This is a genomic window from Azobacteroides sp. (SeqCode), assembly GCF_055395615.1.
This window is the reverse complement of record NZ_AP014701.1, coordinates 772,118-798,986: the sequence shown is the minus strand read 5'-3', so window position 1 is coordinate 798,986 and position 26,869 is coordinate 772,118. Positions and strand designations below refer to the sequence as shown.

General features: G+C 30.7%; 18 protein-coding genes. 5 read left to right on the top strand and 13 right to left on the bottom strand.

Annotation, left to right across the window (positions count from 1 at the left end; translation table 11 throughout):
- Nucleotides 1-68: 68 nt before the first annotated feature.
- Nucleotides 69-1,862 carry a chloride channel protein gene (locus ACZ5QM_RS03225; RefSeq protein ID WP_464182610.1) on the bottom strand — a complete coding sequence of 598 codons (1,794 nt, stop codon included), beginning with the start codon at nt 1,860-1,862 and terminating at the stop codon, nt 69-71.
- The gene (gene purL, locus ACZ5QM_RS03220) at nt 1,856-5,542 is read right to left on the bottom strand and encodes a phosphoribosylformylglycinamidine synthase (protein ID WP_464182608.1); all 3,687 of its coding nucleotides are present in this window, start codon (nt 5,540-5,542) and stop codon (nt 1,856-1,858) included. The genes ACZ5QM_RS03225 and purL overlap by 7 nt, the downstream gene beginning before the upstream one ends.
- Nucleotides 5,543-5,657: 115 nt before the next feature.
- Between purL and ACZ5QM_RS03215 the strand changes: the two genes are divergently transcribed.
- Entirely contained in the window at nt 5,658-7,277 is a 1,620-nt protein-coding gene (locus ACZ5QM_RS03215; protein WP_464182607.1) for a mechanosensitive ion channel family protein, read from the top strand.
- A gap of 1,374 nt (nt 7,278-8,651) precedes the next feature.
- Here the strand turns inward: ACZ5QM_RS03215 and ACZ5QM_RS03210 are convergent.
- Both ACZ5QM_RS03210 and ACZ5QM_RS03205 read right to left on the bottom strand, forming a co-directional pair.
- A complete protein-coding gene (locus ACZ5QM_RS03210) occupies nt 8,652-9,080 on the bottom strand; it encodes an acyl-CoA thioesterase (RefSeq protein ID WP_464182605.1) in 429 nt (142 codons plus the stop codon).
- A gap of 7 nt (nt 9,081-9,087) precedes the next feature.
- Nucleotides 9,088-10,329, bottom strand: coding sequence for a peptidase U32 family protein (locus ACZ5QM_RS03205; protein WP_464182603.1), 1,242 nt, complete (start codon nt 10,327-10,329; stop codon nt 9,088-9,090).
- A 482-nt stretch (nt 10,330-10,811) separates the two neighbouring features.
- Here ACZ5QM_RS03205 and ilvB point away from each other — a divergent pair, with 482 nt between their 5' ends.
- Both ilvB and ilvN read left to right on the top strand, forming a co-directional pair.
- Nucleotides 10,812-12,530, top strand: a complete 1,719-nt coding sequence (gene ilvB / locus ACZ5QM_RS03200; protein WP_464182602.1) for a biosynthetic-type acetolactate synthase large subunit — start codon at nt 10,812-10,814, stop codon at nt 12,528-12,530.
- Nucleotides 12,520-13,062, top strand: coding sequence for an acetolactate synthase small subunit (ilvN, locus tag ACZ5QM_RS03195; protein ID WP_464182601.1), 543 nt, complete (start codon nt 12,520-12,522; stop codon nt 13,060-13,062). Before ilvB ends, ilvN begins: the two co-directional genes overlap by 11 nt.
- Nucleotides 13,063-13,225: 163 nt before the next feature.
- Here ilvN and rlmB read toward each other — a convergent pair whose 3' ends face one another.
- The 3 genes from rlmB to coaBC form a co-directional block, all read right to left on the bottom strand.
- Nucleotides 13,226-13,981 carry a 23S rRNA (guanosine(2251)-2'-O)-methyltransferase RlmB gene (gene rlmB / locus ACZ5QM_RS03190; protein WP_464182599.1) on the bottom strand — a complete coding sequence of 252 codons (756 nt, stop codon included), beginning with the start codon at nt 13,979-13,981 and terminating at the stop codon, nt 13,226-13,228.
- 600 nt (nt 13,982-14,581) lie between these two features.
- Complete coding sequence (locus tag ACZ5QM_RS03185; protein WP_464182597.1) at nt 14,582-15,853, bottom strand: DNA recombination protein RmuC; 1,272 nt, start codon at nt 15,851-15,853, stop codon at nt 14,582-14,584.
- A gap of 122 nt (nt 15,854-15,975) precedes the next feature.
- Nucleotides 15,976-17,208: a bifunctional phosphopantothenoylcysteine decarboxylase/phosphopantothenate--cysteine ligase CoaBC gene (gene coaBC / locus ACZ5QM_RS03180; protein ID WP_464182595.1), complete on the bottom strand. Its 1,233-nt coding sequence runs from the start codon at nt 17,206-17,208 to the stop codon at nt 15,976-15,978.
- Nucleotides 17,209-17,288: 80 nt separating this feature from the next.
- On the opposite strand from coaBC, the gene ACZ5QM_RS03175 reads away from it, so the two are divergent.
- Nucleotides 17,289-17,687, top strand: coding sequence for a RidA family protein (locus ACZ5QM_RS03175; RefSeq protein ID WP_464182594.1), 399 nt, complete (start codon nt 17,289-17,291; stop codon nt 17,685-17,687).
- Between the two features lie 12 nt (nt 17,688-17,699).
- Entirely contained in the window at nt 17,700-19,904 is a 2,205-nt protein-coding gene (locus ACZ5QM_RS03170; protein ID WP_464182592.1) for an ATP-dependent helicase, read from the top strand.
- Nucleotides 19,905-19,966: 62 nt separating this feature from the next.
- Here the strand turns inward: ACZ5QM_RS03170 and ACZ5QM_RS03165 are convergent, their stop codons facing one another.
- The 6 genes from ACZ5QM_RS03165 to ACZ5QM_RS03140 all read right to left on the bottom strand — a co-directional run bounded on the left by ACZ5QM_RS03165 (nt 19,967) and on the right by ACZ5QM_RS03140 (nt 26,792).
- Nucleotides 19,967-21,229, bottom strand: a complete 1,263-nt coding sequence (locus ACZ5QM_RS03165; RefSeq protein WP_464182591.1) for an ammonium transporter — start codon at nt 21,227-21,229, stop codon at nt 19,967-19,969.
- An 18-nt stretch (nt 21,230-21,247) separates the two neighbouring features.
- On the bottom strand, nt 21,248-21,595 hold the full coding sequence (locus ACZ5QM_RS03160) for a P-II family nitrogen regulator (RefSeq protein ID WP_464182589.1): 348 nt from the start codon (nt 21,593-21,595) through the stop codon (nt 21,248-21,250).
- A gap of 178 nt (nt 21,596-21,773) precedes the next feature.
- The gene (surE, locus tag ACZ5QM_RS03155; RefSeq protein WP_464182588.1) at nt 21,774-22,556 is read right to left on the bottom strand and encodes a 5'/3'-nucleotidase SurE; all 783 of its coding nucleotides are present in this window, start codon (nt 22,554-22,556) and stop codon (nt 21,774-21,776) included.
- A gap of 266 nt (nt 22,557-22,822) precedes the next feature.
- On the bottom strand, nt 22,823-24,808 hold the full coding sequence (locus ACZ5QM_RS03150; RefSeq protein ID WP_464182587.1) for a glucosamine-6-phosphate deaminase: 1,986 nt from the start codon (nt 24,806-24,808) through the stop codon (nt 22,823-22,825).
- A gap of 39 nt (nt 24,809-24,847) precedes the next feature.
- Complete coding sequence (locus ACZ5QM_RS03145; protein ID WP_464182586.1) at nt 24,848-25,738, bottom strand: carbon-nitrogen hydrolase; 891 nt, start codon at nt 25,736-25,738, stop codon at nt 24,848-24,850.
- Nucleotides 25,739-25,760: 22 nt separating this feature from the next.
- The gene (locus ACZ5QM_RS03140) at nt 25,761-26,792 is read right to left on the bottom strand and encodes an agmatine deiminase family protein (protein WP_464182584.1); all 1,032 of its coding nucleotides are present in this window, start codon (nt 26,790-26,792) and stop codon (nt 25,761-25,763) included.
- Nucleotides 26,793-26,869: the final 77 nt, after the last annotated feature.

The following is a 26,869-nucleotide window of genomic DNA, read 5'->3' as shown; positions in this document are numbered from 1 at the left end:
AAGTAAACATATTAACTTTATCACTATTATTAATAATAGTGTCCATAAAAATAAAAAAATAGAAATGATTAATCTTCAGCAAAATTCCTTTGCAATATATCTCTGTAAGCATTAAATATTTTAGATTTGGATATCATCCCAACATAATGTCTTTCTTTATCTATAATTGGCAGATTCCATGCTTTACTATCTTCAAACAAATACATAATTTCATCCATAGACATGTCATCTCTGATTTCCGCCCAAGGAGAAATCATAAACTTTTCAACATTAAATCGCTCATACAATTCCGGGCGAAACATAATATTACGAATATTATCCCATAATACAATGCCTAATAAAATACCATTATTATCAACAACAGGATAAATACTCCGATTAGACTTTGCAATAACTTTAACCATATCTCCTAATGTCATATCTGGAGAAACGACTTGAAAATCAGTTTCTACAAGTGTGTTTATATGCAAAAAAGTCAATACAGCACGATCTTTGTCGTGCGTAAGAAGTTCACCACTTTTTGCTAAACGAATAGAATGAACACTGTATTTTTCAAAGAGTAAAATAGTGAAATAAGCACTACTAGAAACAATCATCAATGGTAGAAAAAGATCAAATCCTCCTGTCAATTCAGCGATTAAAAAAATTGCTGTTAATGGAGCGTGCATTATTGCTGACATCATACCTGCCATTCCTATTAAGGAAAAATTATCTTCTGGCAAGAAGATAATTTTTCCTAGAAAAAAATTAAACGAATGAGAAAAAACAAACCCAACAAAACAGCCCAAAAATAATGATGGTGCAAAAACTCCTCCGCATCCACCACTTCCAGTTGTAGCTCCTGTAGCAAAAACTTTTGTAAAAATAATAAGTACAGAAAAAAGAGCAACTCCTTCAAAAATATTCATACTGGAAATAAATGTTTTATTGAATATTTGGTCGTATCGGTTATTTATGATATCACTGATGAATTCATAACCTTCTCCATAAAGAGGATGAAAAAAAAAAACAAGAATACTTAACATAAATGTGCCTAAAGCAAAACGTTGCCAGTAATACTTCAAATTATTAAAAATACCTTCTAACAAAACTAACACTCGTACAAAATAGACAGTGATTAATCCACAAATCACCCCTAATAGCAACACATATGGAACATTTTTTATTTCATGAGCTATTGTCTGATTAAATTTAAACATCGGTTCAACACCTGTAAAAATATAAGAAATACTAGCTGCTGTTATAGAAGAAATTAAGAGTGGAAGAACAGAAGTAGTAGTCAAATCCAACATTAATACCTCAATTGTAAAAAGTAATCCTGCAATAGGAGCTTTAAAAACACCAGCAATGGCTCCTGCTGCTCCACAACCTACCAGCAACATAAGTGTTTTCTGTTCCATTTTAAATAACCTACCCAAATTAGAACCAATAGCTGAACCTGTTAAAACACTTGGGGCTTCTGCCCCAACAGACCCTCCAAACCCTATTGTAATAGAACTTGCCACTAATGAAGTCCATAAATTATGAATTTTGAGACGACTTTTTCGTTGAGAAATAGCATAAAGTATCTTGGTAACTCCATGCCCTATATCATCTTTTACAATGTATTTTACAAACAAACCAGACAATAAAACCCCTATCGGTGGATAAATAAAGTATAACCATTCATACTGAATGATTATACCATTTTTTAAAAAATATTGTAGAAAATAAATGATTTTTTTTAAAAAAATACCTGCAAACGCAGTCAAAACACCAGTTATAAAGCTAAGTATAAGAATAAAATGCGATTCTTTAACATATTTTTCTCTCCAATGACAATGAAGAATATAAGAAAATATTTTTTTCAAATTTATCAACATTTATTAAAAATCCACTTACGAGCATTGATAAATGCTTCTATCCAAGGGCTTATTTCATCTGTACTACGATTTTGAGGATAATGTGCCCACTGCCATGGAAATATTGCTCGTTCAAGATGAGGCATTAGAGCCAAATGACGACCATCTTCTGAGCAAATACCGGCTACAGCATAGTCCGATCCATTCGGATTCCCTGGATAAGTACTGTAAACATATTTAGCAACAATGTGATATTCTTGTTCCTCCATTGGTAGTTGAAATCTACCTTCACCATGAGCTACCCAAATACCTAATTTACTACCCGACAATGTATGAAACATTACCGAATAGTTCATAGGTATTTCTACTGATAAAAATCCTGATTCAAATTTATGTGAATTATTACAAAGCACCAACGGTCTTTTTTTAGTGTTTAAATAAATTAAATTAAGTTCAACCATTAATTGACAGCCATTACAAACGCCTAAACTTAATGTATCATTACGATCATAAAAATTTTTTAAAGCTTTTGTTGATTTTTTATTATAACGAAAAGCTCCTGCCCAACCTTTTGCCGATCCTAACACGTCGGAATTAGAAAATCCACCACAAAAAACAATCATATTGATTTTTTCTAGCGTTTCACGACCAGTAGCTAAATCTGTCATATGTACATCTTTCACATCAAAACCTGCCAAATGCAAAGCATAAGCCATTTCTCGTTCACCATTAGTTCCTTTTTCACGAATAATAGCAGCTTTAATCCCAGATTTAATTTTTCTACTAATAAAAATATCATAACTACTCAATTTACCACAAAACGATTTTGGAAAAATATTTACTAATATTTGGTGTTTATAATTTTCAAAACGTTCTTTTGAGCTAATTTCTCCAGATTGTTTTCTATCCAATAAATAGGAAGAATGATACCATACATCGCGAAAGTTGTCTATATCCAAGCAATACTGCATTCCTGAATCAGATAATAAAAGGCAACGTTCTTTTATCGGAACCCCAATATTAACTCCCCGTATTCCATACTCATTCAAATATTTTTCAACATTTTTTTTATCTCTTACTTGGATAATGATGCCTACATTTTCATTGAAAAGTTTTTTAATTGTATCAACATTTCCTTTTTTTAAAAGAGATAAACAAATCTTCATTCCTCCTGTTGCATTAGCAAAACACATTTCCAATAAAGTAGTTATCATACCTCCTGCCGAAATATCATGTCCTGCCAAAATCAATTCTTCCTTTATCAATATCTGAACAACACTGAAAGCTCTTTTAAAATACTGTACATCCCTAACTGTCGGAACATCTTGACCCACTGTATTTAAGGATTGAGCAAAAGCAGAACCCCCTAATTTAGGAATATCAGAAGAAAAATCGATATAATAAATTATCGTATTAATATCGTTAACTAAAACTGGAGAGACAATTTTTCTAATATCTGACACCTCTGCTGCTGCTGAAATAATAACTGTTCCAGGTGCATGTACTTCACCTTTTTTGTATTTTTGTGTCATAGATAAAGAATCTTTTCCAGTCGGAATATTGATTCCTAAATCACAAACAAATTGAGAGCAAGCTTCTACAGCTTTGTACAAACGAGCATCTTCTCCTTTATTTTTACAGGGCCACATCCAATTAGCACTTAAAAAAACACTTTCTAATTCATCTTTTAATGGAGCAAATACAATATTAGTTAAAGATTCTGCTACAGCCATTATTGAACCAATAGAAGCATTAGCTAGTGCTATTTGTGGTGCATGACCAATAGTTATTGCAACTCCAATTTGTCCAAAATAATCTAAAGCTACTAGGCCGAAATCACTCAATGGTAACTGTATTTCTCCAACACACTGTTGACGAACCACCTTTCCTGTTACTGAACGATCTACTTTATTGGTTAGCCAATCTTTACAGGCCACCGATTCCAATTTTAACACTTGCTCTATATACTTATATATATTATTCTTTTCATATTTTGGTTCTCTTAATAGTTCTTCAACAGTTACATCTTTAATAATCATATTAGGTGGTTTGCTAAAAAAATCAGCCAAATGCATATCCAAAGGGCGCTTTCTATCTTTTTGTTCGAAAACAAGTTTCATATCTCCAGTAGTTTTACCAACAATATACATTGGTGCACGCTCACGTGCTGCTATCTTACTTAATCGCTTAACATCTTCTTTTTTCAACACTAATCCCATTCGTTCCTGACTTTCGTTCCCAATAATTTCTCTTGCAGATAAAGTCATATCTCCTATTGGCAGCTTATCCATTTCTATATATCCACCAGTAGATTCTACTATTTCAGAAAGACAATTTAAATGTCCTCCAGCACCATGGTCATGGATAGAAACAATTGGGTTTTTATTTGATTCAGCAAGAGTACGAATAACATTTGCTACTCGCTTTTGCATTTCTGGATTTGCCCTTTGTACAGCATTCAACTCTATAGAACTAGAATATTCTCCAGTACTAACTGAAGATACAGCACCTCCTCCCATGCCAATACGATAATTATCACCTCCAAGAATAATTATTTTCTCTCCCGCTTTTACTTCTCCTTTCAATGCATCACTTTTTTTTGCAAAACCTATTCCTCCTGCTAACATAATCACCTTATCGTATCCATATTGCTTTCCATTTTCTTGATGTTCAAAAGTTAAAACTGATCCACAAATAAGAGGTTGTCCAAATTTATTTCCAAAATCTGAGGCTCCATTGGATGCCTTTATCAAAATTTGTTCAGGACTTTGGTATAACCATTCTCTATTTATTCCTCTGCACCAAGGATAAGATGTCATATATACTGCTGTCCCAGCAATTGGTAATGATGCTTTACCACCACTCAAACGATCCCGTATCTCTCCACCAATTCCCGTCGAAGCTCCATTAAAAGGTTCCACCGTAGTAGGGAAATTATGCGTTTCTGCTTTCAATGAAATAACAGTTTCTATCTCCTTTATCTCAAAAAAATCTGGTTTATCTCCTGTAATTGGAGCAAACTGTCTTATTAATGGACCTTGATTAAAAGCTACATTATCTTTATACGCTGAAACCAAATAATTAGGATTTTTCTCAGATGTTTTTTTAATTAATTGAAAAAGAGTAGATTTTTTTTCTATCCCATTAATTATGAATGTTCCATTAAATATTTTATGCCGACAATGCTCAGAATTCACTTGTGAAAAACCAAACACTTCACTATCAGTAAGATACCTCCCCTGTTTTTTGCTTACCTCGTTAAGGTAATCTATTTCTTCTTCACTTAAAGCTAATCCTTCAAGGAAATTAAAAGCAGCAATATCTTCTACCAAAAAGATATCTTCTGGTTTTTTATTTATAGAAAAAACATCTTGTCCAATACTGTGATATAACTGGTACAACATTGGGTCGTACATTATTTTAAATTCTTTTTCAGAAAAAATTTTAGATAAAATTTGGAATTTCTCTATTCTCACAATCCCTCTTATACCCATAATTTGAGTAATTTCTACTGCATTAGTACTCCATGGAGTAATCATTTCACGTCGAGGACCTATCACAGTTGTATAAATACAACTGTCTTTCAATAATTCAGCTTCGGTAAAAAGCCAAATTAACTTATTTACATTTGTATTACTTAATTTTTTGATTGTTTGTACAGCTAAAATAGAATCAGTAAATGCTTTGAAAAATAATATCATCTCTAGATTATTTATAATATCCTCTTTCCTTCAAAGAACAAAAGTAATGAATAAATAGATAATTGATTAAAAATCTTTTTTCTATAAATTTGTATTATTACAAACAAGTTTTAGTATGAAAAAAATCTTTTTTTTTCTAATTTTTTATTGGATTGGGCTAATACCTTTATTTGCTTCTCACCGAATTTCAAAAATTGACTCATTACGTATTAAGCAAATACAATTTTATATCCAAAGTAATTTTTTACATAAAACTATTGACAAAATACCTGTAATCATAGAAAAAGATACTTTATTTTACGTATATACCAGTTACAGAGGATTACTTCCTACTCAAAGAGCAATTCAAATTCAATCTATCATTGAAAAATTAGGTAAAAAATCTAACACAAACTCAAATAAAGTTTACATGCTTTCAGACAATTATAAAACTAATATAATGTACGATGGTAAAATTGTGATGACTTTAACAGATAAAGACGCTAACTATATTCAAATATCTAGAAAAAAATTAGCTGCTTTTGATAAAGTGATTATCGTTAAAGCATTAAAAACACTACAAAAAAAACATGAATTAGAAAATCTAATTAAAAATATTTCTTTAGCTATACTAATATTGACAATCCAATGCGTTTCCCTTCAATTTACAATTAAAGGATACTGGATTTTACGACAAAAAATAAAATCAATAAGAAAAAAACGATTAAAACCAATTTTCATCAAAAACTATGAATTCCTCAACGTTGGAAGACAAATAAGAATCATCTATTTATTATTGAAAGCATTGAGACTTATTGCTATTATTAGTCAGTTAATAATATCTACTTCTATTATTTTTAGCATTTTCCCGCAAACAAAAAATCTAGCAATACAAATCTTTTCTTATATTTTGAATCCAATAAAAAAAATTAGTACAGATATTATGCATTACATGCCTAATTTATTTACTATAATAATTATTTGGATAATATTTCGCTACATAGTAAAAGGAATTAAAACAATAGCAGAAGAAATTGAAAAAGAGCGACTAAAACTGCCTGGGTTTTACCCTGATTGGGCAAAACCCACACTAGGCATTATACGATTTCTATTATACGCTTTTATGATTGCTTTAATCTATCCTCATTTACCTCATTCCGAATCAGAAGCATTTAAAGGTATTTCAGTTTTGGTAGGTTTGCTTTTTTCTCTTGGATCTAGTTCTGCAATTGGTAATTTGGTTGCTGGAATAATTATTACCTATATGCGTTCATTCAAAACAGGAGATATGATAAAAATAAACGACATTGTTGGTAATGTCATTGAAAAAACACCCATTGTAACTCGCATTTCAACTATAAAGAATGAAATAGTAACTATTCCTAATGCGACAATGATGAATGCACAAACCACCAACCTAAGTGAATCAGCAAAAACAAATGGATTAATTTTACATTTTGATGTAACTTTTGGGTACGATACTCCATGGAGAACTATACATAAAATTCTTCTTGACGGTGCAGAAGCTACACCTAACATATTAAAAGAACCTCATCCTTTTGTCCTTGAAACAAACTTTGACGATTTTTATACTACCTACCAGATAAATGTATATATAAATGATGCTGACAAACTAGTACAAATTTTCTCTGAATTAAGACAAAACATTCAAGACAAATTTAACGAAGCTTGTCTTAGTATGGTTGCTCCTCATTATTACAAACAAAATGTGAAAGTAACAAAAGAAACAAACTGAACTTACGAAAATCAGTTACCAATCATTTAGATTCCTAAATCTTCCTTATTATTTTTAGTAAACTTGGTTAATTAAGCAGGTGACTCTTTTAATAGAATTCAAATCAACTCTGCAATTCATGACAAAAACAAAAATAAATATCAAAAAGTTAACTCATCCAATGAACCTATTTTTCCAAAACCTTTTTAAGATTATTAATCTTACTTTTGTTCTCTAATTTTAACAATCTACTCCTCAATTTGAGGACTCCCTATCTATAAATTTGGACTTTTGAACAAAATTTTGTATCTACTTCCTCATCATTGCTAAAAGCTAACATACGACCAGCAAAATCTTCTTCTACTTACTAATAATTGTTTGAAATAAACAGAATACTAGCTTCATCAGAAATAACTCTACCAAAAGACAACTTTCTAAAAAAAGAAAGCTCATTATCTATTTATTGAGTTTAATTATTTATTATTTCGTCTAGTATTTTTTTTAAAAAAAATCATAAACATCTTTAGCTTTATTTATCCATTTATATATCGTTTTTTAAATATCTACTAATTGTATATAAAATCGATAAATGAAAACTGCTGCCAAGTCATCTCTTAAGAAAACGATATCTCTTCATACAAATGAAATCAGATGAAAGCGCGACTAACAAACCCATAAAGTACAATAGTAATAAGTATTTCAAAAATGCCATTCCCTAATTTTTATCGTTATTTGACTACAGTTATTTACAATCTCATAAACACTTTCTATAAGAAAATAATCAAGTTTCACACATTGAAATTCCCACACTTTTTATTCAACATATTTAATTGTAAAAAAGCTAGAAAACCAATTTGATAAGTGATGAAATAAAAATCTTCTAAAAGAATTATTTTCTATACATATTAACTTTCTCAATATGTAAAAACATTTTTTTCTTTTATATTTTTTGGAATTCCAAATTCATAAAACCCCTATCTACTTCATGAATTAATATGAAAGTTAATTTTATTTAATCTGTTTCGCAAGCAATACTAACTTTATATCAGATTTTTGATTTTTCTCATAATACTAATATTAGCCGTTATAAAACAGCTAATTGATTTTCTGATTTACGAAAATATCATTATACCCTTGATATATTCACAGTTTTTTTTATAGAAAATTACAAACCAATTCTATGATACATAGGTTAGTCAGTTAATACTGATAATTGTTTTTTATTAAATCTACAAACGATACATACTCATACAAAAACAGAACATACCACTATTACCAATAATAAGGTAATTGGTATAACTTGATTTATTTTTTTTTATAAAAGCACACTTAATAAAATTATTCCCTATAATTTGTGGCAAATTGCTAGCTTTCCAAAATTATTCTATAGATATATTAATAAATAAACATGTCTTTTTTATCAATTAAAAAATATTTTTCCATTATCTTGTCATAGTAATTCCCTCTGGAGAGTTTTCCGTTAATTAAAATAACAGCTTCTATTTTTCCATTACAACATACCTTATTATCAATTTTTCGACGGATATTTTGATGAAAAATAACTTTTGCTCCTTTTCTCTCAATCATTAGAGAAGAAATGAAAATATCATCTCCACGAAGCGAATATTTATAGTCAAGTTCAGCATGCGTTACAACAGAATCTATCCCATTCTGATGGGCATCTGCAAAAGAAACTCCTATATAGAGCAAAAATTCATGTCTTGTATTTTCAAAATAATGCAAATAATTAGCATTATTTACAATTCCTTGTGAATCGCATTCATAATCGCGCACTTTCATTTCTATTTCAAAAATTTTCCCCATATAATATTTATCTATTTATTATTTTGAATATTTTATCTGAAGGACGTATCTTTTTAGATACAGGCATGGAAAACCGTTCTCCTCGTACAGTTGTTTTTACCGATAATAGATTCACTCTAATTTCTTTAGCTATTAAAAATAAAGCTCCCGTTGTTGGTCCAGTAATCAACACCCTATCACCTTTATAAAGTTTTTGTGTTTCCATTAAAAATTCACCAATTCCTATTTTTGAAAAATAATTAAGAACTCTACCAACATACATTTTTTTTTCTAAAGCTTCATTTCCATAGCAATTACTCCATTCTCCCAGTCTCTGTCCTAAATAATAACCATCCCAAAAGCCTCGATTAAAAACACGTTTGAGCTGTTCATCCAAAATATCTTTCATTTCCTCTGTAAAATTATTTTCACAGTATGCCTTAATAGCCCTTTTGTAACATTCAGTTACTATTCGTACATATTCCGGACCTCTTGCCCTCCCCTCTATTTTAAAAATTTCAACACCTGAATCTATCATTTTATCAATAAAACGTATAGTTTTCAAATCTTTAGCTGAAAAGATGTATTGATTATCTATCTCTAACTCTATCCCCAAATCTTTATCTTTAACAGTATATCCTCTTCGGCAAATTTGACTACATTTTCCTCTATTAGCCGATAAATTCATTTCGTGCAAACTCAAATAACATTTACCAGATATTGCCATGCAAAGAGCTCCGTGTACAAACATTTCTATACGTAACAATTCATTTTTAGAACTTTTTATCCCTTGCGTAACAATTTGTTCATAAATTTTTTTTATTTGCTCTATTGTTAATTCTCTTGCTAAAATTACCACATCTGCAAACTTCGCATAAAAACGGAGTGCTTCTATATTAGAAATATTCAATTGCGTAGAAAGATGTATCGGAATACCAATACTGTGAGCATAAATCATTGCTGCTACATCTGTTACAATAACTGCCGAAATCTCTGCATCTCGAGCAGCATTAATTATCGAACGCATGCAGGCAAGGTCTCCATCATAAAGAATGGTATTAACAGTAAGATACGCTTTTACTTGATATTTTTGACAAATTTGGACAATTTTTGAGATATCTTTTATTGTAAAATTGCTAGCAGAATTTGAACGCATATTCAATCTTTCAATCCCAAAATACACAGAGTCAGCCCCACCCTGTATCGCTGCTGATAAGGATTCGTATGAACCTACTGGAGCTAGTATTTCATATGAACAATTTTTTACCATTTTTTATGGGATAATCTCTCTATCTCAATACAAATTCCCTCACAAATTTTTAAAGGTATACAAAAATAAAAAAATAACAAGATTTTTTTTTAAAATCCACCGATTGAATATACTTTAAACAACTTATTTTATAGATCTATTCTAAATAAAAAATATCAAATATATTTTTGCTCTTACCGATAATTGAAAATATCTCAATTTTTATATAAAAAAATTTAAACTTAAGGGCAATACTAAGGAAATTTCAATTTATTTCCTAATAACGTAGTTGGAAAAAACTAGTTAAGAATAATTAACCTTAACTAAAAAATCAAAAAATGTTAAAGTATACACATTTCCCTGTACCTGTAACTATACTAAACCCTCAGTACTGTTTTTTATTTATTTATCCAAATTCACAAAACGATAATGTAAAAATTTTAAAATTTTAAAGAAATGATTTTATCTTTGTGATTGGAAGCTTCGAATCAAAAACAGTATTAATGATAACAGATCATAAAACGACTCAATTTCTAACTGGCTCTTGTGCTCTGATAGAATCTCTTTTATATGAAAAGGTAAATATTATATTCGGTTATCCAGGTGGTCAAGCTATACCTATTTACGATGCTTTATATGACTATAAAGATAAACTTCGTCATATCCTTGTCCGTCACGAACAAGGAGCTATTCATGCAGCACAAGGATATGCTCGTGTTTCTGGAAAAGTGGGAGTTACGATAGTTACTTCAGGTCCTGGGATTGCCAATACCATTACTGGAATTGCCGATGCAATGATAGATTCCACACCTATAGTAGTTATCGCTGGGCAAGTACCTTCTGTTTTATTGGGCACTGATGCATTTCAAGAAATAGACGTAATTGGTATCACTCAGCCCGTTACTAAATGGGTATATCAAGTACAAAATGCTGCTGAAATACCTTGGGCAATAGCTCGTGCCTTTTACATAGCTTCGTCTGGTCGTCCAGGACCGGTTGTATTGGATATTCCAAAAAATGCACAAGTATCACATTTTTTTTATCAACCAGTTCAAATTAATCATATTCGTTCATATATTCCAATACCAAGACCAAACAAAGAAAATCTGCAATTTGCAGCAGATCTTATCAATTATTCTGAAAAACCATTGGCTTTAGTTGGACAAGGTGTAATTTTAGGAAATGCTGAAAAAGAACTACTGAATTTTTTGCAATATGGAGATATTCCTGCTGCTTCTACTATGCTAGGACTTTCTGCTTTACCAAGCGATGAACCTCTGAATATAGGAATGTTAGGGATGCATGGTAATATTGCTGCTAACCTAAAAACTAATGAATGCGATGTATTAATCGCTATTGGAATGCGTTTTGACGACCGTGTTACAGGAGATTTGAATACTTACGCTAAACAAGCCAAAATTATACATTTCGATATAGACCTTTCAGAAATTAATAAAAATGTTAAAGCTAATGTTGCTGTTTTAGGGAATGTAAAAGAAACCCTCCCAGCAGTAAACAAATTATTAAAAAAGACACAACATACAGCTTGGAGAAAAACATTCAAATCTCCATTAAAATGGGAAATAAATACAGTTATCCAAAAAGAACTCTATCCAAAGACAGGCCCATTAAAAATGGGGGAAATAGTAAATAAAGTATCAGAAGCTACTAAAGGTAATGCAATTCTGGTGACAGATGTGGGTCAAAATCAAATGATGGGAATTCGTTACTTCAAATACAAACAAACACGTAGTGTAGTAACTTCAGGTGGATTAGGAACAATGGGATTTGGGTTACCAGCATCTATAGGAGCGAAATTTGGAGCTCCTAATCGTATAGTATGTCTTTTTGTTGGTGATGGGGGATTCCAAATGACTATTCAGGAACTAGGAACAATCATGCAATCAAATATTGATATTAAAATCATCCTCTTGAATAATAATTATTTAGGAATGGTTCGCCAATGGCAAGAATTATTTTTTTCCGAACGGTATTCTGAAACTACTATGACTAACCCTAACTTTATTCAAATAGCAGCTGCTTATCGTATTCCCGGAAGAAGTATTTCAAAAAGGGAAGAATTAGACGAAGCTATCTGTGAAATGTTGGAAACAAAAAATGCTTATTTATTAGAAGCCAATGTGTTACCAAACAGTATGGTTTATCCAATGGTTCCGGCAGGAGCTTGTATTACGAATATATTATTAGGAGATGGAAAATAAAATACTTTATACAATAACTATTTTCTCAGAAAATACTGTTGGTTTATTAAATCAAGTAGCTATTATTTTTACACGAAGAGGATTAAATATAGAGACACTTTCTGTTTCCCCATCTGCACTTGCAGGTATTCATAAATTTACAATTACCACATTCACTGATAAGGAAATCATAAATAAAGTTGTAAAACAGATTGATAAACGAGTTGATATATTAAAAACCTATTATAATACAAACGAAGAACTTCTTTTTCAAGAAATAGCTTTATACAAAATTTCTACACCTCGTTTACTAGCTTTAAAATCCGTAGAAGATGTTATTCGTCGATATAATATCCGAATATTAGATATGAATGAAGTTTGGACTGTTTTAGAAAAGACGGGGCACTACGAAGAAACACAAATTCTATTTACAGAATTAAGCAAAAAAATAGGAGTTTTGCAATTTATTCGTTCTGGAAGAATCGCCATTACAAAATCTAATATAGAACGACTAACTGATATGTTAGCTTCAATAAAGAAGACAAACGTATAGGAAAATTATAAACTCCTTGCTTTACTAAACTACAATAATTGCATTTCCCAAATTCAATAAAACTGTAAGTCCTGTTTAATCTACCTAAGTGTATAACTAAATACTTCCAATTAATTCTAAATAGTTAAAACAGTATTGATACAATTTTCCGGTTTCATTATACTTAAGTAATTGAGCTTTTAATCCTTTGTCTAACTATTTCATATAGAATTACTGCTGTAGCAGCCGACACATTTAATGATGTAATACTTCCAAAAACAGGAATTTTTATTAATTGATCACAAATAGATAAAACATCTAATGAAATTCCTTTATTTTCATTTCCTACCACAATAGCTGTCGAATGAGTATAATTAACTTCTGTATACGGAGTTATGGCTTTCTCAGTAGATGCATAAACTTTATAGCCACATAGTTTTAAAAATTTAACAGCATCCAAAATATTTTTCTCACGACAAACATGTAGCGACATTAATGCTCCAGAAGAAGTTTTTATAGAATCAGCATTAACTGAAACACTATTAGCAAATGGGATAACAATTGCATTTACTCCTGCACATTCACAACTACGAGCAATAGCTCCAAAATTACGTACATCAGTTATTCTATCTAATAATAATAAAAGCGGTTTTTTTTCTCCTTTATATAAAAACGGAGCAATATCCCATAACTTTTGGTAAGTAATAGTTGAAACAAAAGCAATCAATCCTTGATGATTTTTACTAGTTAATCGGTCTAATTTTTCACGAGGAACTTTACAAATAGGAATATTTATTTTTTTTATTTTTAAAATATTAAATAGTTTATGGGATAATTTACTTTGTAAATTCCGACGTATCAAAATTTTATCTATTTTTTTACCAGCTTGTATAGCTTCTATGACGGCATGTATACCAAATATCATTTCACATTCTTTCATCTTAAAAAATATTTAGCATCTTTTATTAGATATATGTTAATTTCAAAACTACTGAATAATTGAGTTATTTCTTTTATTTTTTTATTTAGATGACTGATAAATAAATACTTAGAAAATTTCTCAGAATCAGTTTTACCTGTAATGGCATGGATTTTTAGAAAAAAAACTAAATATTAAAGTATACTCTTGTTATAGATGAGCTTTCAAATATATTTTTAGAAAATCTTCTTTTATGTTTCAATTTCTAATTAATCCATTTCTAAAAAACAACCGGAAATTAATTCCCTAATATCTCCCTAAATATCAGTAATGAAAATAGCATTTTCGTACTCAAATTGTTTAAACAATCGATAAGTCAGTTTGTTCTAAGTTAAATATTCTTACTCGTTTTTACTTGATAACCCATACAATAATTTAATATCGATCTTCGTAAATGAAAAACTTATGCTTTTTTTTTTAAAAAAATTAAATTCTCGTTCAATAACATTAGAATAAATCATATAAAGGTTATTGAAATTTTTGTATAATGTTTCGATTCCAATTTGGAATTAAAACAAATCTATTCTCTAGCGTTTTTTATATTTTTATATTTTTATATTTTTATACCTCCTCATATTCAATGTTCAAATTTTTTGATAATTTTTGTGAGTCAGATCCAGGAAACAATTGTACATCTTTTAATTTTTTTTCAATTTTACGCGACTTATTCCCTGTTTCCTCCAATTCTTTACTCGCACTATCAAGTTTCTTTCTAGTAGCTTCTATCCCTTCGACAAATTTCCCAAACTGAGCCTTTACAAATCCCAATAAATCCCATATCTCACTTGTTCTTTTTTCAACAGCTAAACTTTTGAATCCCATTTGAAGACTATTAAGAAAAGCTGATATAGTAGTAGGACCAGTAATCGTAATTTTAAAGTTTGTATGTATACTTTGAAAAAGATTAGGTATACGTAATACTTCCGCATATAACCCCTCAAAAGGTAAAAACATTATTGCAAAATCAGTTGTATTTGGAGGATCTATGTATCTTTCGTGAATATTTTTCGCAAATTTTTTTATTTTAGTTTCTAAATCTTTTTTAAAACGTTCAATTCCTTGTAAATCATTGGATTCATATGCAGATATAAGATTTTCATAATCTACAGTTGGAAATTTTGAATCAATAGGTAACAAAATAAATTTGTTATTATCCTCTTTACTAGGTATTTTTATTGCAAACTCGACATTTTCTTTACTCCCAATTTTTGTTCTTACATTTTTTGCGTACTGACTAGAGTCAAAAAGTTGATCAAGTATTGCAGCAAGTTGATATTCTCCAAGTACACCTTTTGTTTTAACATTTAGTAATACTTTTTTTAAATAATCAACACCACTAGCCAAATTTTGCATTTCTCCTAATTTCCTTTGTATTTTACCAAAATTATCACTCAATATTTTAGATGATTCCGACAGTCTCTTTTCTAATGTATTATGCAGTTTTTCATCAACAGTTTCCCGTATTTCTCGGAGCTTTATACTATTATTTTCTTGTATTTCTGTCAATTTATTCTCCATCGTTTCCCTGTTTTTTTCAAAAATAATATTTGTCTCTTTCGTCAAAGAATCAATTTTTGCACAAAATTTCTCTTCAAATGATTTTAATGACAAAGACAATTCTTCTCTAGTATCTTTAGCTGATTTGTTATTTTCATCCCTATTTCTGCTAAATTCATCACGAAGTGTTCCATCATTTTTATCAAATTTTTTCTCATATTCAATAAATTTTTGTAAAACATAATCTTGAGAACCGAAATTATGTTTTATTAATAGAGCTGTATTAACAATCATAATTATCAAAATTAAAAATTGAAAAACTAATCCTGAATCCATGAAAGTTTTCTTTCTTAATTACATATTTAATACACCACACCAGTAAATTTATCAGCTCTCTATATCCAAGATATTTTTATAGAATCTAATCGAAGTAATAGTTCATTATTCCCATAACACCATTAGCAATTTTTCATATTACTAAGTCTTTTCCTACAGAGGTAGCGGTAGATATAGTTAACTATATCTACCGCTACCTCTGTTTTTGATTTCAAGGAAAACTCTTCCTGTTTTCCCTGAATATCAATAATTGTTATTTTATTAGTATCTGTTTGAAACCCAGCACCTTTTTCTCTTAGAGAATTTAAAATGATAAAATCCATTTTTTTTTGTTGTAACTTTTCTGTTGCATTAGATAATTCATTGTCTGTTTCCAAAGCAAAACCAACTAATACTTGCTCTGGCTTTTTTATTTTTCCTAAAGCAAAAGCAATATCTGGATTGGATATTAATTCCAATGAAAACAATTTCTCTGTTTTACGTTTAATTTTGTTTTTTGAATAGTGTAAAGGTTTATAATCTGCAACCGAAGCACAAAGTATTCCTATGTCTATCTCCAAAAATCTGTTTAACGTAATATTATACATCTCTTCCGCCGATTCAACATTAATTTTAAATATATTTGGATGAATAGGCTTCAATTGTACAGGACCACTTATCAAAATCACCTCTGCTTCTCTAGCAGCACACTCCTCTGCTAAAGCAAACCCCATTTTCCCAGAAGAATAATTACTTATATAACGTACTGGATCTATTTTTTCATAAGTAGGACCAGCAGTTATTAATATTTTTTTTCCTATTAATTGTCTTTTTTTCTCAAAAAAATGCTCAACAATTTTCACAATTAAATCTGGCTCTTCCATTCTTCCTTTACCTTTTAAAGAACTTGCCAAATAACCAACCGTAGGAGAAATAATATAATTTCCGTACGATTGTAACTTATCAAGATTGGATTGTGTTGATGGGTGAGCAAACATATTTAAATCCATAGCCGGTGCTACAAATACAGGAGCCCTCATGGATAAATAGGTAGTTATAAGCATATTATCAGCTATTCCATTTACCATTTTTCCAATAGTAGAAGCTGTAGCTGGTGCTATTAACATAACATCAGCCCATAATCCTAAAACAACATGATTACTCCATGTTCCTTCATTCGCAGTAAAAAAATCACTTACTACAGGCTTTTGTGTTAAAGCTGACAAAGTAACTGGAGTAATAAATTCTTTTCCTGCAGGAGTCATTATAATCTGAACCTCCGCTCCTTTCTTTATCAATATACGAACAAGATAGGCGGCTTTATAGGCTGCTATACTTCCAGTAATTCCTAATACAATCTTTTTTCCATTCAACATACAAATACAGATATTAAAAATGACACAAGTTAATATTTTTTATTATTTTTGTAAAAAAAACATTTCTAAAGTAGAAGTTTATGAAACAATCTATCTCTACTAAAAAAGCTCCAGTATCTATTGGTTCTTATTCACAAGCAATAAAAAGTGGAGATTTTGTTTTCCTCTCTGGACAATTAGGAATTAATCCAGAAACAGGAGAATTTATCTCAGATTCTATAGCTGAACAAATTGAGCAAATTTTTAAAAACATAGAAGCAGTATTGAATGAGGTAAATTTGGTATTAAGTGATATTATCAAAACAACCGTTTTTTTATCTGATATATCGGATTTTGCAACAATGAATGAAATATATGCTAAATATTTTACACCCCCTTATCCAGCACGTTCGACTATTGCAGTAAAAACTTTACCAAAAAATGCTTTAGTAGAGATAGAAGTAGTTGCACATGTGCGTTCTATCGTAGAATTAAAATAGAGTAGGAGAGAAGTGTTACAAACATCAGATTTTCTTCAACAACTCAGTGAAAGTCAACTTGAAGCAGTTCTTTACAATGATGGACCAAGCCTAATTATTGCTGGAGCTGGATCGGGAAAAACGCGAGTACTTACTTACAAAATTGCCCATTTATTAAAAAACGGTGTCCCTCCTTATAATATACTAGCTCTGACATTCACTAATAAAGCTGCAAGAGAAATGAAAACTCGTGTTGCTGGTATTATAGGAGAGAATATTACTAATTTATTATGGATGGGGACTTTTCATTCTATTTTTTCCAGAATACTTAGGATAGAAGCAAAACAAATAGGATTTCATTCTGATTTTACAGTTTACGACAAACAAGATTCTAAAAACATCATCAAAGCTATTATTAAAGAAAAAACACTAGACGATAAAATATATAAACCTGTTTTTATTCAAAATGTTATTTCAAAAGCAAAAAATGCTTTAATTACCTCTAAACAGTATACAAATAATTATACTTCGATAGACATCCGTAATATTTATCTAACTTACAGTAATCGTTGCAAAACAGCAAATGCTATGGATTTTGAAGATCTACTGCTTTATACTTATTTGCTTTTCAATAAATGCAAGGAAATTGTCCAAAAGTATCGAAATCAGTTTAAATTTATTTTAGTAGACGAATACCAAGATACAAACTTTGCTCAACATGAAATCATTCGGCAATTAGCTACAAAAAACCGTCCAATATGTGTAGTAGGAGACGATGCTCAAAGCATTTATTCTTTTCGTGGAGCAAATATTAGTAACATATTAAATTTTAAAAAAATATATCCAGAAAGTAAACTATTTAAACTGGAGCAAAATTATCGTTCTACACAAACTATTGTCAGTGCAGCTAATTCGCTTATTTATAAAAATAAAGAACAAATACCAAAAAACATTTATTCCAGAAAAACAGTAGGTGAAAAAATTAAATTATTTGGTATTTATTCCGACTATGAAGAAGGATATACGGTGGCAACCCGCATTGCAGAAATGCGTATGTTAAACAAGTATGAATATAAAGACTTTGTTATTTTATACCGAACTAATGCACAAAGCCGAATCTTTGAAGAAGCTTTGCGTAAAATAAATATACCTTACAAAATATATGGAGGTTTATCTTTTTATCAACGTAAAGAAATCAAGAACATAATTGCATATATGAGATTAGTTTCTAATCCAGCAGATGAGGAGGCTATTAAAAGAATTATCAATTATCCAGTTCGAGGTATTGGTAATACTACAATAAATAAAATTATTGAAGCAGCCAATTTTAACAAAAAAAATTTGTGGGAAATACTTTCTAATTTATTAGATTTCAATCTAAAAATTAATACTGCAACTGTCAAAAAATTAATAAAATTTCGACTACTTATAGATTTTTTTGTAAAAAAATCTTCTACTCAAAATGCTTATGATATGGGTCAAATAATTGTTAAAGAAACTGGGTTACTTGGGGAACTTCATGAAGATAAAACTCTAGAAAACATAAGTCGTATTCAAAACATAGAAGAATTAATAAATAGTTTATCCACATTTGTTTTTTCTCGTACAGAAGAAGGAAATACAAATATTAAAATAAATGATTTTCTTGCAGAAATATCTTTGCTTACAGACCAAGATACAGATAAATACGAAAATGCTAATTCTGTAACAATGATGACTATTCATGCATCAAAAGGCTTGGAATTTAAAAATGTTTTTGTTGTAGGACTAGAAGAAGGGTTATTCCCATCTGAAAGAAATAAGCAAAATTCGCAAGAACAAGAAATAGAAGAAGAACGTCGTTTATTCTATGTAGCAATTACTCGTGCAAAAGAAAATATTATTTTAACCTATGCTAAAAGTCGTTTTCAAAATGGACAATTTCATAACAGACTACCCAGTCGATTTCTCAAAGACATAGATGAACAATATTTATCATCACCTTTAAAGTCTCATTTTTATATCAATTCTAGAGAATTTCCACCTTCAAAAGGTGAAATTTTCTCAAATACTTATCACCATCAGATTACTGAAAATTTAAGAGTTGGAAATAAAATTAAGCACAAACGTTTTGGTAAAGGAAAAGTTATTGCTTTAACAGGAGAGGATGATAATACCAAAGTAACTGTAAAGTTTGAACAAGCTGGAATCAAACAATTGCTCTTAAAATTTGCACAAATTGACGTTATTGATGATTGAAAATTAAAAGAGGAGTAATTATTGAAACTGCTCCTCTTTTAATTTTACACAAGTTTTTCGTACTAATTATACGCTGTTTCTCCGTGTTCATAAATGTCAAGCCCTTCTTCTTCTATTCGCAAAGACACTCTTATACCTACAATTTTATCTACAATACAAAATATTATAGTTGTCATTATTGCACTATACACAATTGAAACTATAGTTGCTACAATTTGTACCCCTAATTGGTGCCAATCCCCATACAAAGCTCCCTCTACACCATTGGAACCGCTAATCATCTTCGTTGCAAACACGCCAGTAAGGATAGAACCAACTATACCTCCTATCCCATGTACACCAAAAGCATCTAAAGCATCATCATATTTTAACTTGGATTTAACTAAAGCAACCATAAAAAAACAAACAAGAGAAGAAATTGCTCCAATAAAAAAAGCTCCCAATAAATCTACTGTTCCAGCAGCAGGTGTAATAGCTACCAAACCAGCAACTGCCCCTGTACATACTCCAACAACAGTTGGCTTCTTTTCTCGTATCCAATCTATAGCCATCCAAACTACTACAGCTACAGCTGTAGCGAAATGAGTTACAAGAAAAGCGTTTGCTGCAAGTCCATTAGCTGCTAACCCACTTCCTGCATTGAAACCAAACCAACCTAACCATAAAAGAGCAGTACCTAAAAATACAAATGGAATGTTATGTGGTGGTGGTGTTATTCCATGTTTATGATTTTTTCTTTTACCTACCATAATTGCCATAATCAAAGCTGTAATTCCTGCATTGATATGTACAACTGTACCTCCAGCAAAGTCAATAGCTCCAATACCTTTTTCACCTATCCACCCACCACCCCATACCCAATGAGCCATAGGATTATAAACAAAAATCGACCAAACAATTGCGAAGACTAAAAAACCAGAAAATTTTACACGTTCCGCAAAAGCACCAATAATTAAAGCTGGTGTAATAACAGCAAACATACATTGAAACAATGCAAAAATAATTTCAGGAACATTTGTATCTATCAAAGTATCTAATCCAATACCTTTTAAAAAGACTTTATCAAATCCTCCCATAATGAAGCAAAAAGGGCTACCTTGCTTGGCAAACGAAGTCCCAAATACCCAACTATATCCAAATGCAAACCAAAGAATACTAACTGTTGCTGTTAAAATAAGACACTGCATAATAACACTCAGTACATTTTTCTGACGAACTAGCCCTCCATAAAATAGAGCCAATCCAGGAACTGTCATTAGCATAACTAAAAGAGTTGCTACTATCATCCAAGCAGTATTTCCAGTGTTCAATTGTGATACTTCCATAATACAATCAATTTTAATTTATTTATTAGTATATAAGGTTTCATCCCCATGTTCACCAGTACGTATACTATACGCATCATCCATAGTCGAAACAAAAATACGTCCATCACCTACCTCTCCCGTATAGGCAGACTTTTCAATTGCTTTAATGGCTTTTTCTACATTTATGTCTCGAACAACGAGATCAATTTGAATTCGTTCAATAGAACTTGTATCATAAACAACTCCCCGATAAATTCTCTCTTGACGAGCCTTTCCAACACCTCTTACATCCAAATAAGAAAACCATTCAATATCCGCCTCTAACAAAGCTTCTTTTACTTCATCAAATCTTGTCTTACGAATGATTGCCTCAATCTTCTTCATAATCTTAATTTTTTAAATTAATTAATCTATATAAATAAAAATAGTTTCTATCAGTATATATACAAACATCAATTTTTCAATAAAAAAACTACTATTACGCTTATTTTTTTATTAAAATAAATCATTATGTCCAATTAAACAAAAGAAAATAAAAAAAGCTAGAGCAACATTTAAATGTTTAACTCAGTTCAAAACCCCACTTCTCTTTCCATAATTCATAGAAATAATATGCAGTCATATCTACTTGTATGGGGACTAAAGCAGCATACCCCATTGACAATGCCCATTCATCGCAACAAATATTATCAGGTTCTTCATTAGAAAATTTACCACCTAACCAATAAATAACTCTATCGTAAGGATCTCTTAATTTTTCAATCTCTTGTTCCCAATTTCCTTTTGTTTGCGTACAAATTTTTAACCCTTTCACATCAGAAGTACTAGGAACATTCAAATTTAAGCAAACACCCTTAGGTAATCCTTCTAATAATACCTTCTTAGCTATCAATTTTCCGTATTTTACTGCTTGTGTAAAATCTGCATTAGGAGAATGATCTGTTAGTGACACTCCAAAAGAAGGAATACCTGTAATACATCCCTCCAATGTAGCACCAATAGTACCGGAATAAATGACACAAACAGCAGCATTAGAACCATGATTAATACCTGCAACTAATAAATTTGGTTTTCTATCTACAATAGCGTTAAGTCCTAATTTGACACAATCTACAGGTGTCCCAGAACAACTATATATCGTTAAATTTTTCTCTTTTTGTAATAAATCTACACGAATTGGATTTAAAGAAGTAATAGCTCCTGACATCCCAGACCGAGCCCCCTCAGGTGCAATAACCACAATTTCTCCCATATCACAGAACCCTTTTATCAGTTCATTCAATCCTTTTGCATAGATACCATCATCATTAGTAATAAATATAAGAGGTCTTTTATGTTCTGACATAAATAATTAAGAATTATATTTTGAAACAACAAAGGTAAATGAAAGTATGTATTTTATTTACCTTTTTCGTTCTTTTTAGCTATTTGTATAATTATAAATTTGTGTTTTTTGTTAGAGAACAATCATTATTTATCGTATCAAAAAAGAGAGATTAGGAAATCTGCTATGATATAGTTTTTTACATAAAACAAATTGTAAAAAAAACCTTTTCTCAATAGTTGGACTATTTATGAAGTGAACTATCAACTATGAAAGTAGTCGAATGATTATTGTATTAATCTATATTCCACGAAAGCTTCTATTGCTTCGTAATTTGCCAATCCTAATTGTTTATACAACTCAGCAGTAGCACGATTACGATCTTCACTACGTTGCCAAAATAGCCTCTCGTCATTACCAAGAAACGGAGAATGTTCCATTTGAGACCGATGCCAAAGAATAGCATTTCGCTTGAATCTCAACTCTTCAGGAGAAATAGGAACAGCCATTTCTATGTCTTCTATTTCCCATTCTTGCCAAGCTCCACGATACATCCAAATCCTGCAATTATTTAACCATTTTTCACCCTTTAATTCATTAATAGCCGATAATATTATGTCTAAACAAATTTTATGTGTTCCATGAGGGTCGGCGAGATCGCCAGCAACAAATATTCGGTCAGGTTGCAATTCACATAAGTAATCTATAACTAAGTTCCTATCTTTTTCCGAAAAAGGATTCTTTCTCATTTGACCTGTTTCATAAAATGGTAAATCTAAAAAACAGATTTTATCGGCATTTAATCCTATATATCGACAAGCTGTAATAGCTTCTTGACGACGTATATGTCCTTTTACAAAAAGGACATCTGGAATATCTAACTCACCTACTTTTTTGTTATATAAAAGAAAACGAATAATACTGTTATACTTTTCTCTCAAAACTATGTTATTAGGATCATATTGCTTCCGTGTATCTTCGAATAAAGAAATGCATTGTATTACATCCTCATCATTCACGGCAATATTGCCTGATGTTTCATAAACTACATATACATCATGATTTTGTTCAAGTAATCGACGAAAAGTTCCACCCATAGAAATAATGTCATCATCAGGGTGAGGACTGAATATTACCACTTTCTTGGGGTAGGGGAGTACCTTTTCAGGACGGTTAGTATCATTAGTACATGGCTTTCCACCAGGCCATCCAGTGATTGTGTGTTGCAAATCATTAAAAACACGGATATTGACATTATAAGCTGAATTATAAATCGAAAGTAATCCTTCTAAATGATTGTTTTGATAATCTTTATTGGTAAGCTTTAAAATAGGTTTTTCTATTTTTCTACACAAATGTACAATAGCACGCCGAATTAATTTATTACTCCATTCACAATTAGTAACCAACCATGGCCGACGAATTCGAGTCAATCGATTTGCAGCATTTTTATCTATATGAAGACAAATATTCAAATGATTGCAAAGATAAGAAGCAATAGTATCAGATTCATTCCCTTCAACAAAATTATAGACACTATTAGCTTTTTCTTCTCCAGAAGCAACCATTACTATTCGTTTTGCTCTCAAAATAGTTGCTAACCCCATAGTAATAGCACCTATTGGTACATTATTGACAGTACCAAAAATACCTTCAGCAGCTTCTTTTTTTGACAATGTATCAAGTACAACTAAACGAGTAGAAGAATTAGCACTCGAACCCAACATATTAATACCAATATTGCCACTTTTCCCAAGACTTAATAACATAAAATCTATACCTCCAACTTTTTCAATAACTTCTTCGTATTGGCGGCAATGATTTAAAATACTTTCTTTCCCTATTCGTCCATTAGGAGTATAAATTTGCTGCACAGGAATATTGATGTGATCAATTAAAGTTTTTTTCAAAAAATCAAAACTGCTATTAAAATATGTATGCAAAGGATAATATTCATAAAGATTAAAAAGGATAACATTCTGAAAACTCAATCCTTCCTCCCGGTACATACGAACCAATTCTTGATAGATTGTCTGTAAGGACAATTCACTTTGTACAGCTATTACTATTAGTTTGTTTGTTATTCGTCTTTCCCGTATTGCAGCAGCAATCTCTGTACATATATACAAAGAAAGTTCTTTTTTAGATTTATAAATTCTAACAGGTAATTTTTCTAAACAAGTAATTACCGAATGTTCAAATTCACTTTGTGGCCAATAATATCTATCTGGAATATGTTCTAATACAATCTGTGAGCTTAAATCCAACTCCATAACACAATATAAACTTATTTTTAAGAAATAATCGCTATACTAATCTATAAATCGCCGAGTTATATTTTCATAAGCATCTATACGACGATCTCTTAAAAAAGGCCATATACGACGAATTTCTTCTTGTTTGTTAAAATTTATATCAACGATTAAATTTGATTCGTGTATATCAGAAGCCTGAACAATTATTTCACCTTGAGCTCCACAAGCAAAACTATTTCCCCAGAATAAAATTCCATCTGTTCTCCCAGAAGGGTCATTTTCATGTCCAACACGATTGACAGCTACAACAGGTAATCCATTATGAATAGCATGTGCCTGCTGTGAAATTACCCATGCATTTTTTTGTTTTCTTTTTTCCTCATCTACATCAAAACTTTCATACCCAATAGCTGTAGGATAAATTAAAATATCTGCTCCGTTTAATGTCATTAAACGGGCAGCTTCAGGATACCACTGATCCCAACATATTAGTACACCAAGCTTCCCAAGAGATGTTTGTATAGGTTGAAACCCCAGATCACCTGGGGAGAAATAAAATTTCTCATAATAAGCAGGCTCATCAGGAATATGCATTTTACGATATTTTCCAGCAATACTTCCATCCTTTTCTATAATAACAGCCGTATTATGATACAAACCCAATGCTCTTTTTTCAAACAAAGATAAAATCAAAACAATTCCAAGCTCTTGTGCTAATTTACCAAACAATCTTGTAGAATACCCAGGGATGGTTTCACTTATATCAAAAGCCTTTATATTTTCTGTTTGACAAAAATACAAACTATTATGTAACTCAGGTAGTACAACCAACTGAGCTCTTCTAGCAGTACACCATCGAATATTAGTAATCAACTTATACATATTTTCCTGAATATCAGAAGTATTTGACTGTTGTATTAGTCCTAATTTTAGTGTCGTAAACTTCATTTACAATAATTATAAGACAATTTTAATTGCATGAAAGGAATCCTTTGGGTACCTGCATCGTCATACAGTGCAAACTTCCATACTGTTTAATCAATGCTAAACAATTTACTTCAATAATCTCTCTGTCAAAAAAAACTTCTTGTAAGGATATTCGAGCTACTTTATCCAAATAAGAATTATAAATAGGCATTAAGACCGCGTTATTAATTATTAAAAAATTAGCATAAGTAGCAGGTAAGCGTTTCCCCTGATAGTAAACAGCTTCTGCCATCGGCAATGGAACCAATCGATATGGAAAACCTTCCAACGTTCGAAACGTAGCTAATTCTTTTTCCATTAAAGAAAGTTCTTCAAAATGTTCATCATTTTTATTCGTACATTTTACGTAAGCAATAGTTTCTCTATTACAAAATCTTGCCAAAGTATCTATATGGGTGTCAGTATCATCCCCAGAAAGATACCCATTATTTAACCACAATACTCTTTTAATTCCCAAAAAATCTTTGAAAGTATTTTCCAACTCAAATTGAGTCATAAATCCGTTTCTATTTAGAGACAAAAGACAGCGAGTAGTAGTTAAGAGAGTTCCGTGTCCATCACTTTCAATACTTCCACCTTCCAAAACCATATTTATTTTCTTGTAATTTACTGTTGGAACAAAAACTTTACTCTCATATAAACGACGAGTTATCTGATTATCATAGTTTGCAGGAAATTTCAAGCCCCAACCGTTAAAATCAAAATCTAAAATGTATGGTTTATTCCCAATAAAAACTGACAAAGGCCCATGATCACGAGTCCAACTATCGTTGGAAAGAAATTCACGAAAAATAATTTTGGAAGAATCTATATTATTTCCTAATATACCTCTTGTCTCATCTATTGAAATACAAATAATAACTAATCTCTCTTTTTGGATAATTTCATTGACAATAGACACAAAACAAAATACAACTTCACTTAAAATAGGATTCCAATCAGTATTTACATGAGGAAAAGTAAGTATAATTCCATCTTGGGGAACCCATTCCGCTGGTAATATTATTGACTGCATTTCTATACATTTTTTAAAGCTACACCATAACTACATCAGAGAACGTACTTTTTCCCTTGAAAAGATTTTCTCTTATT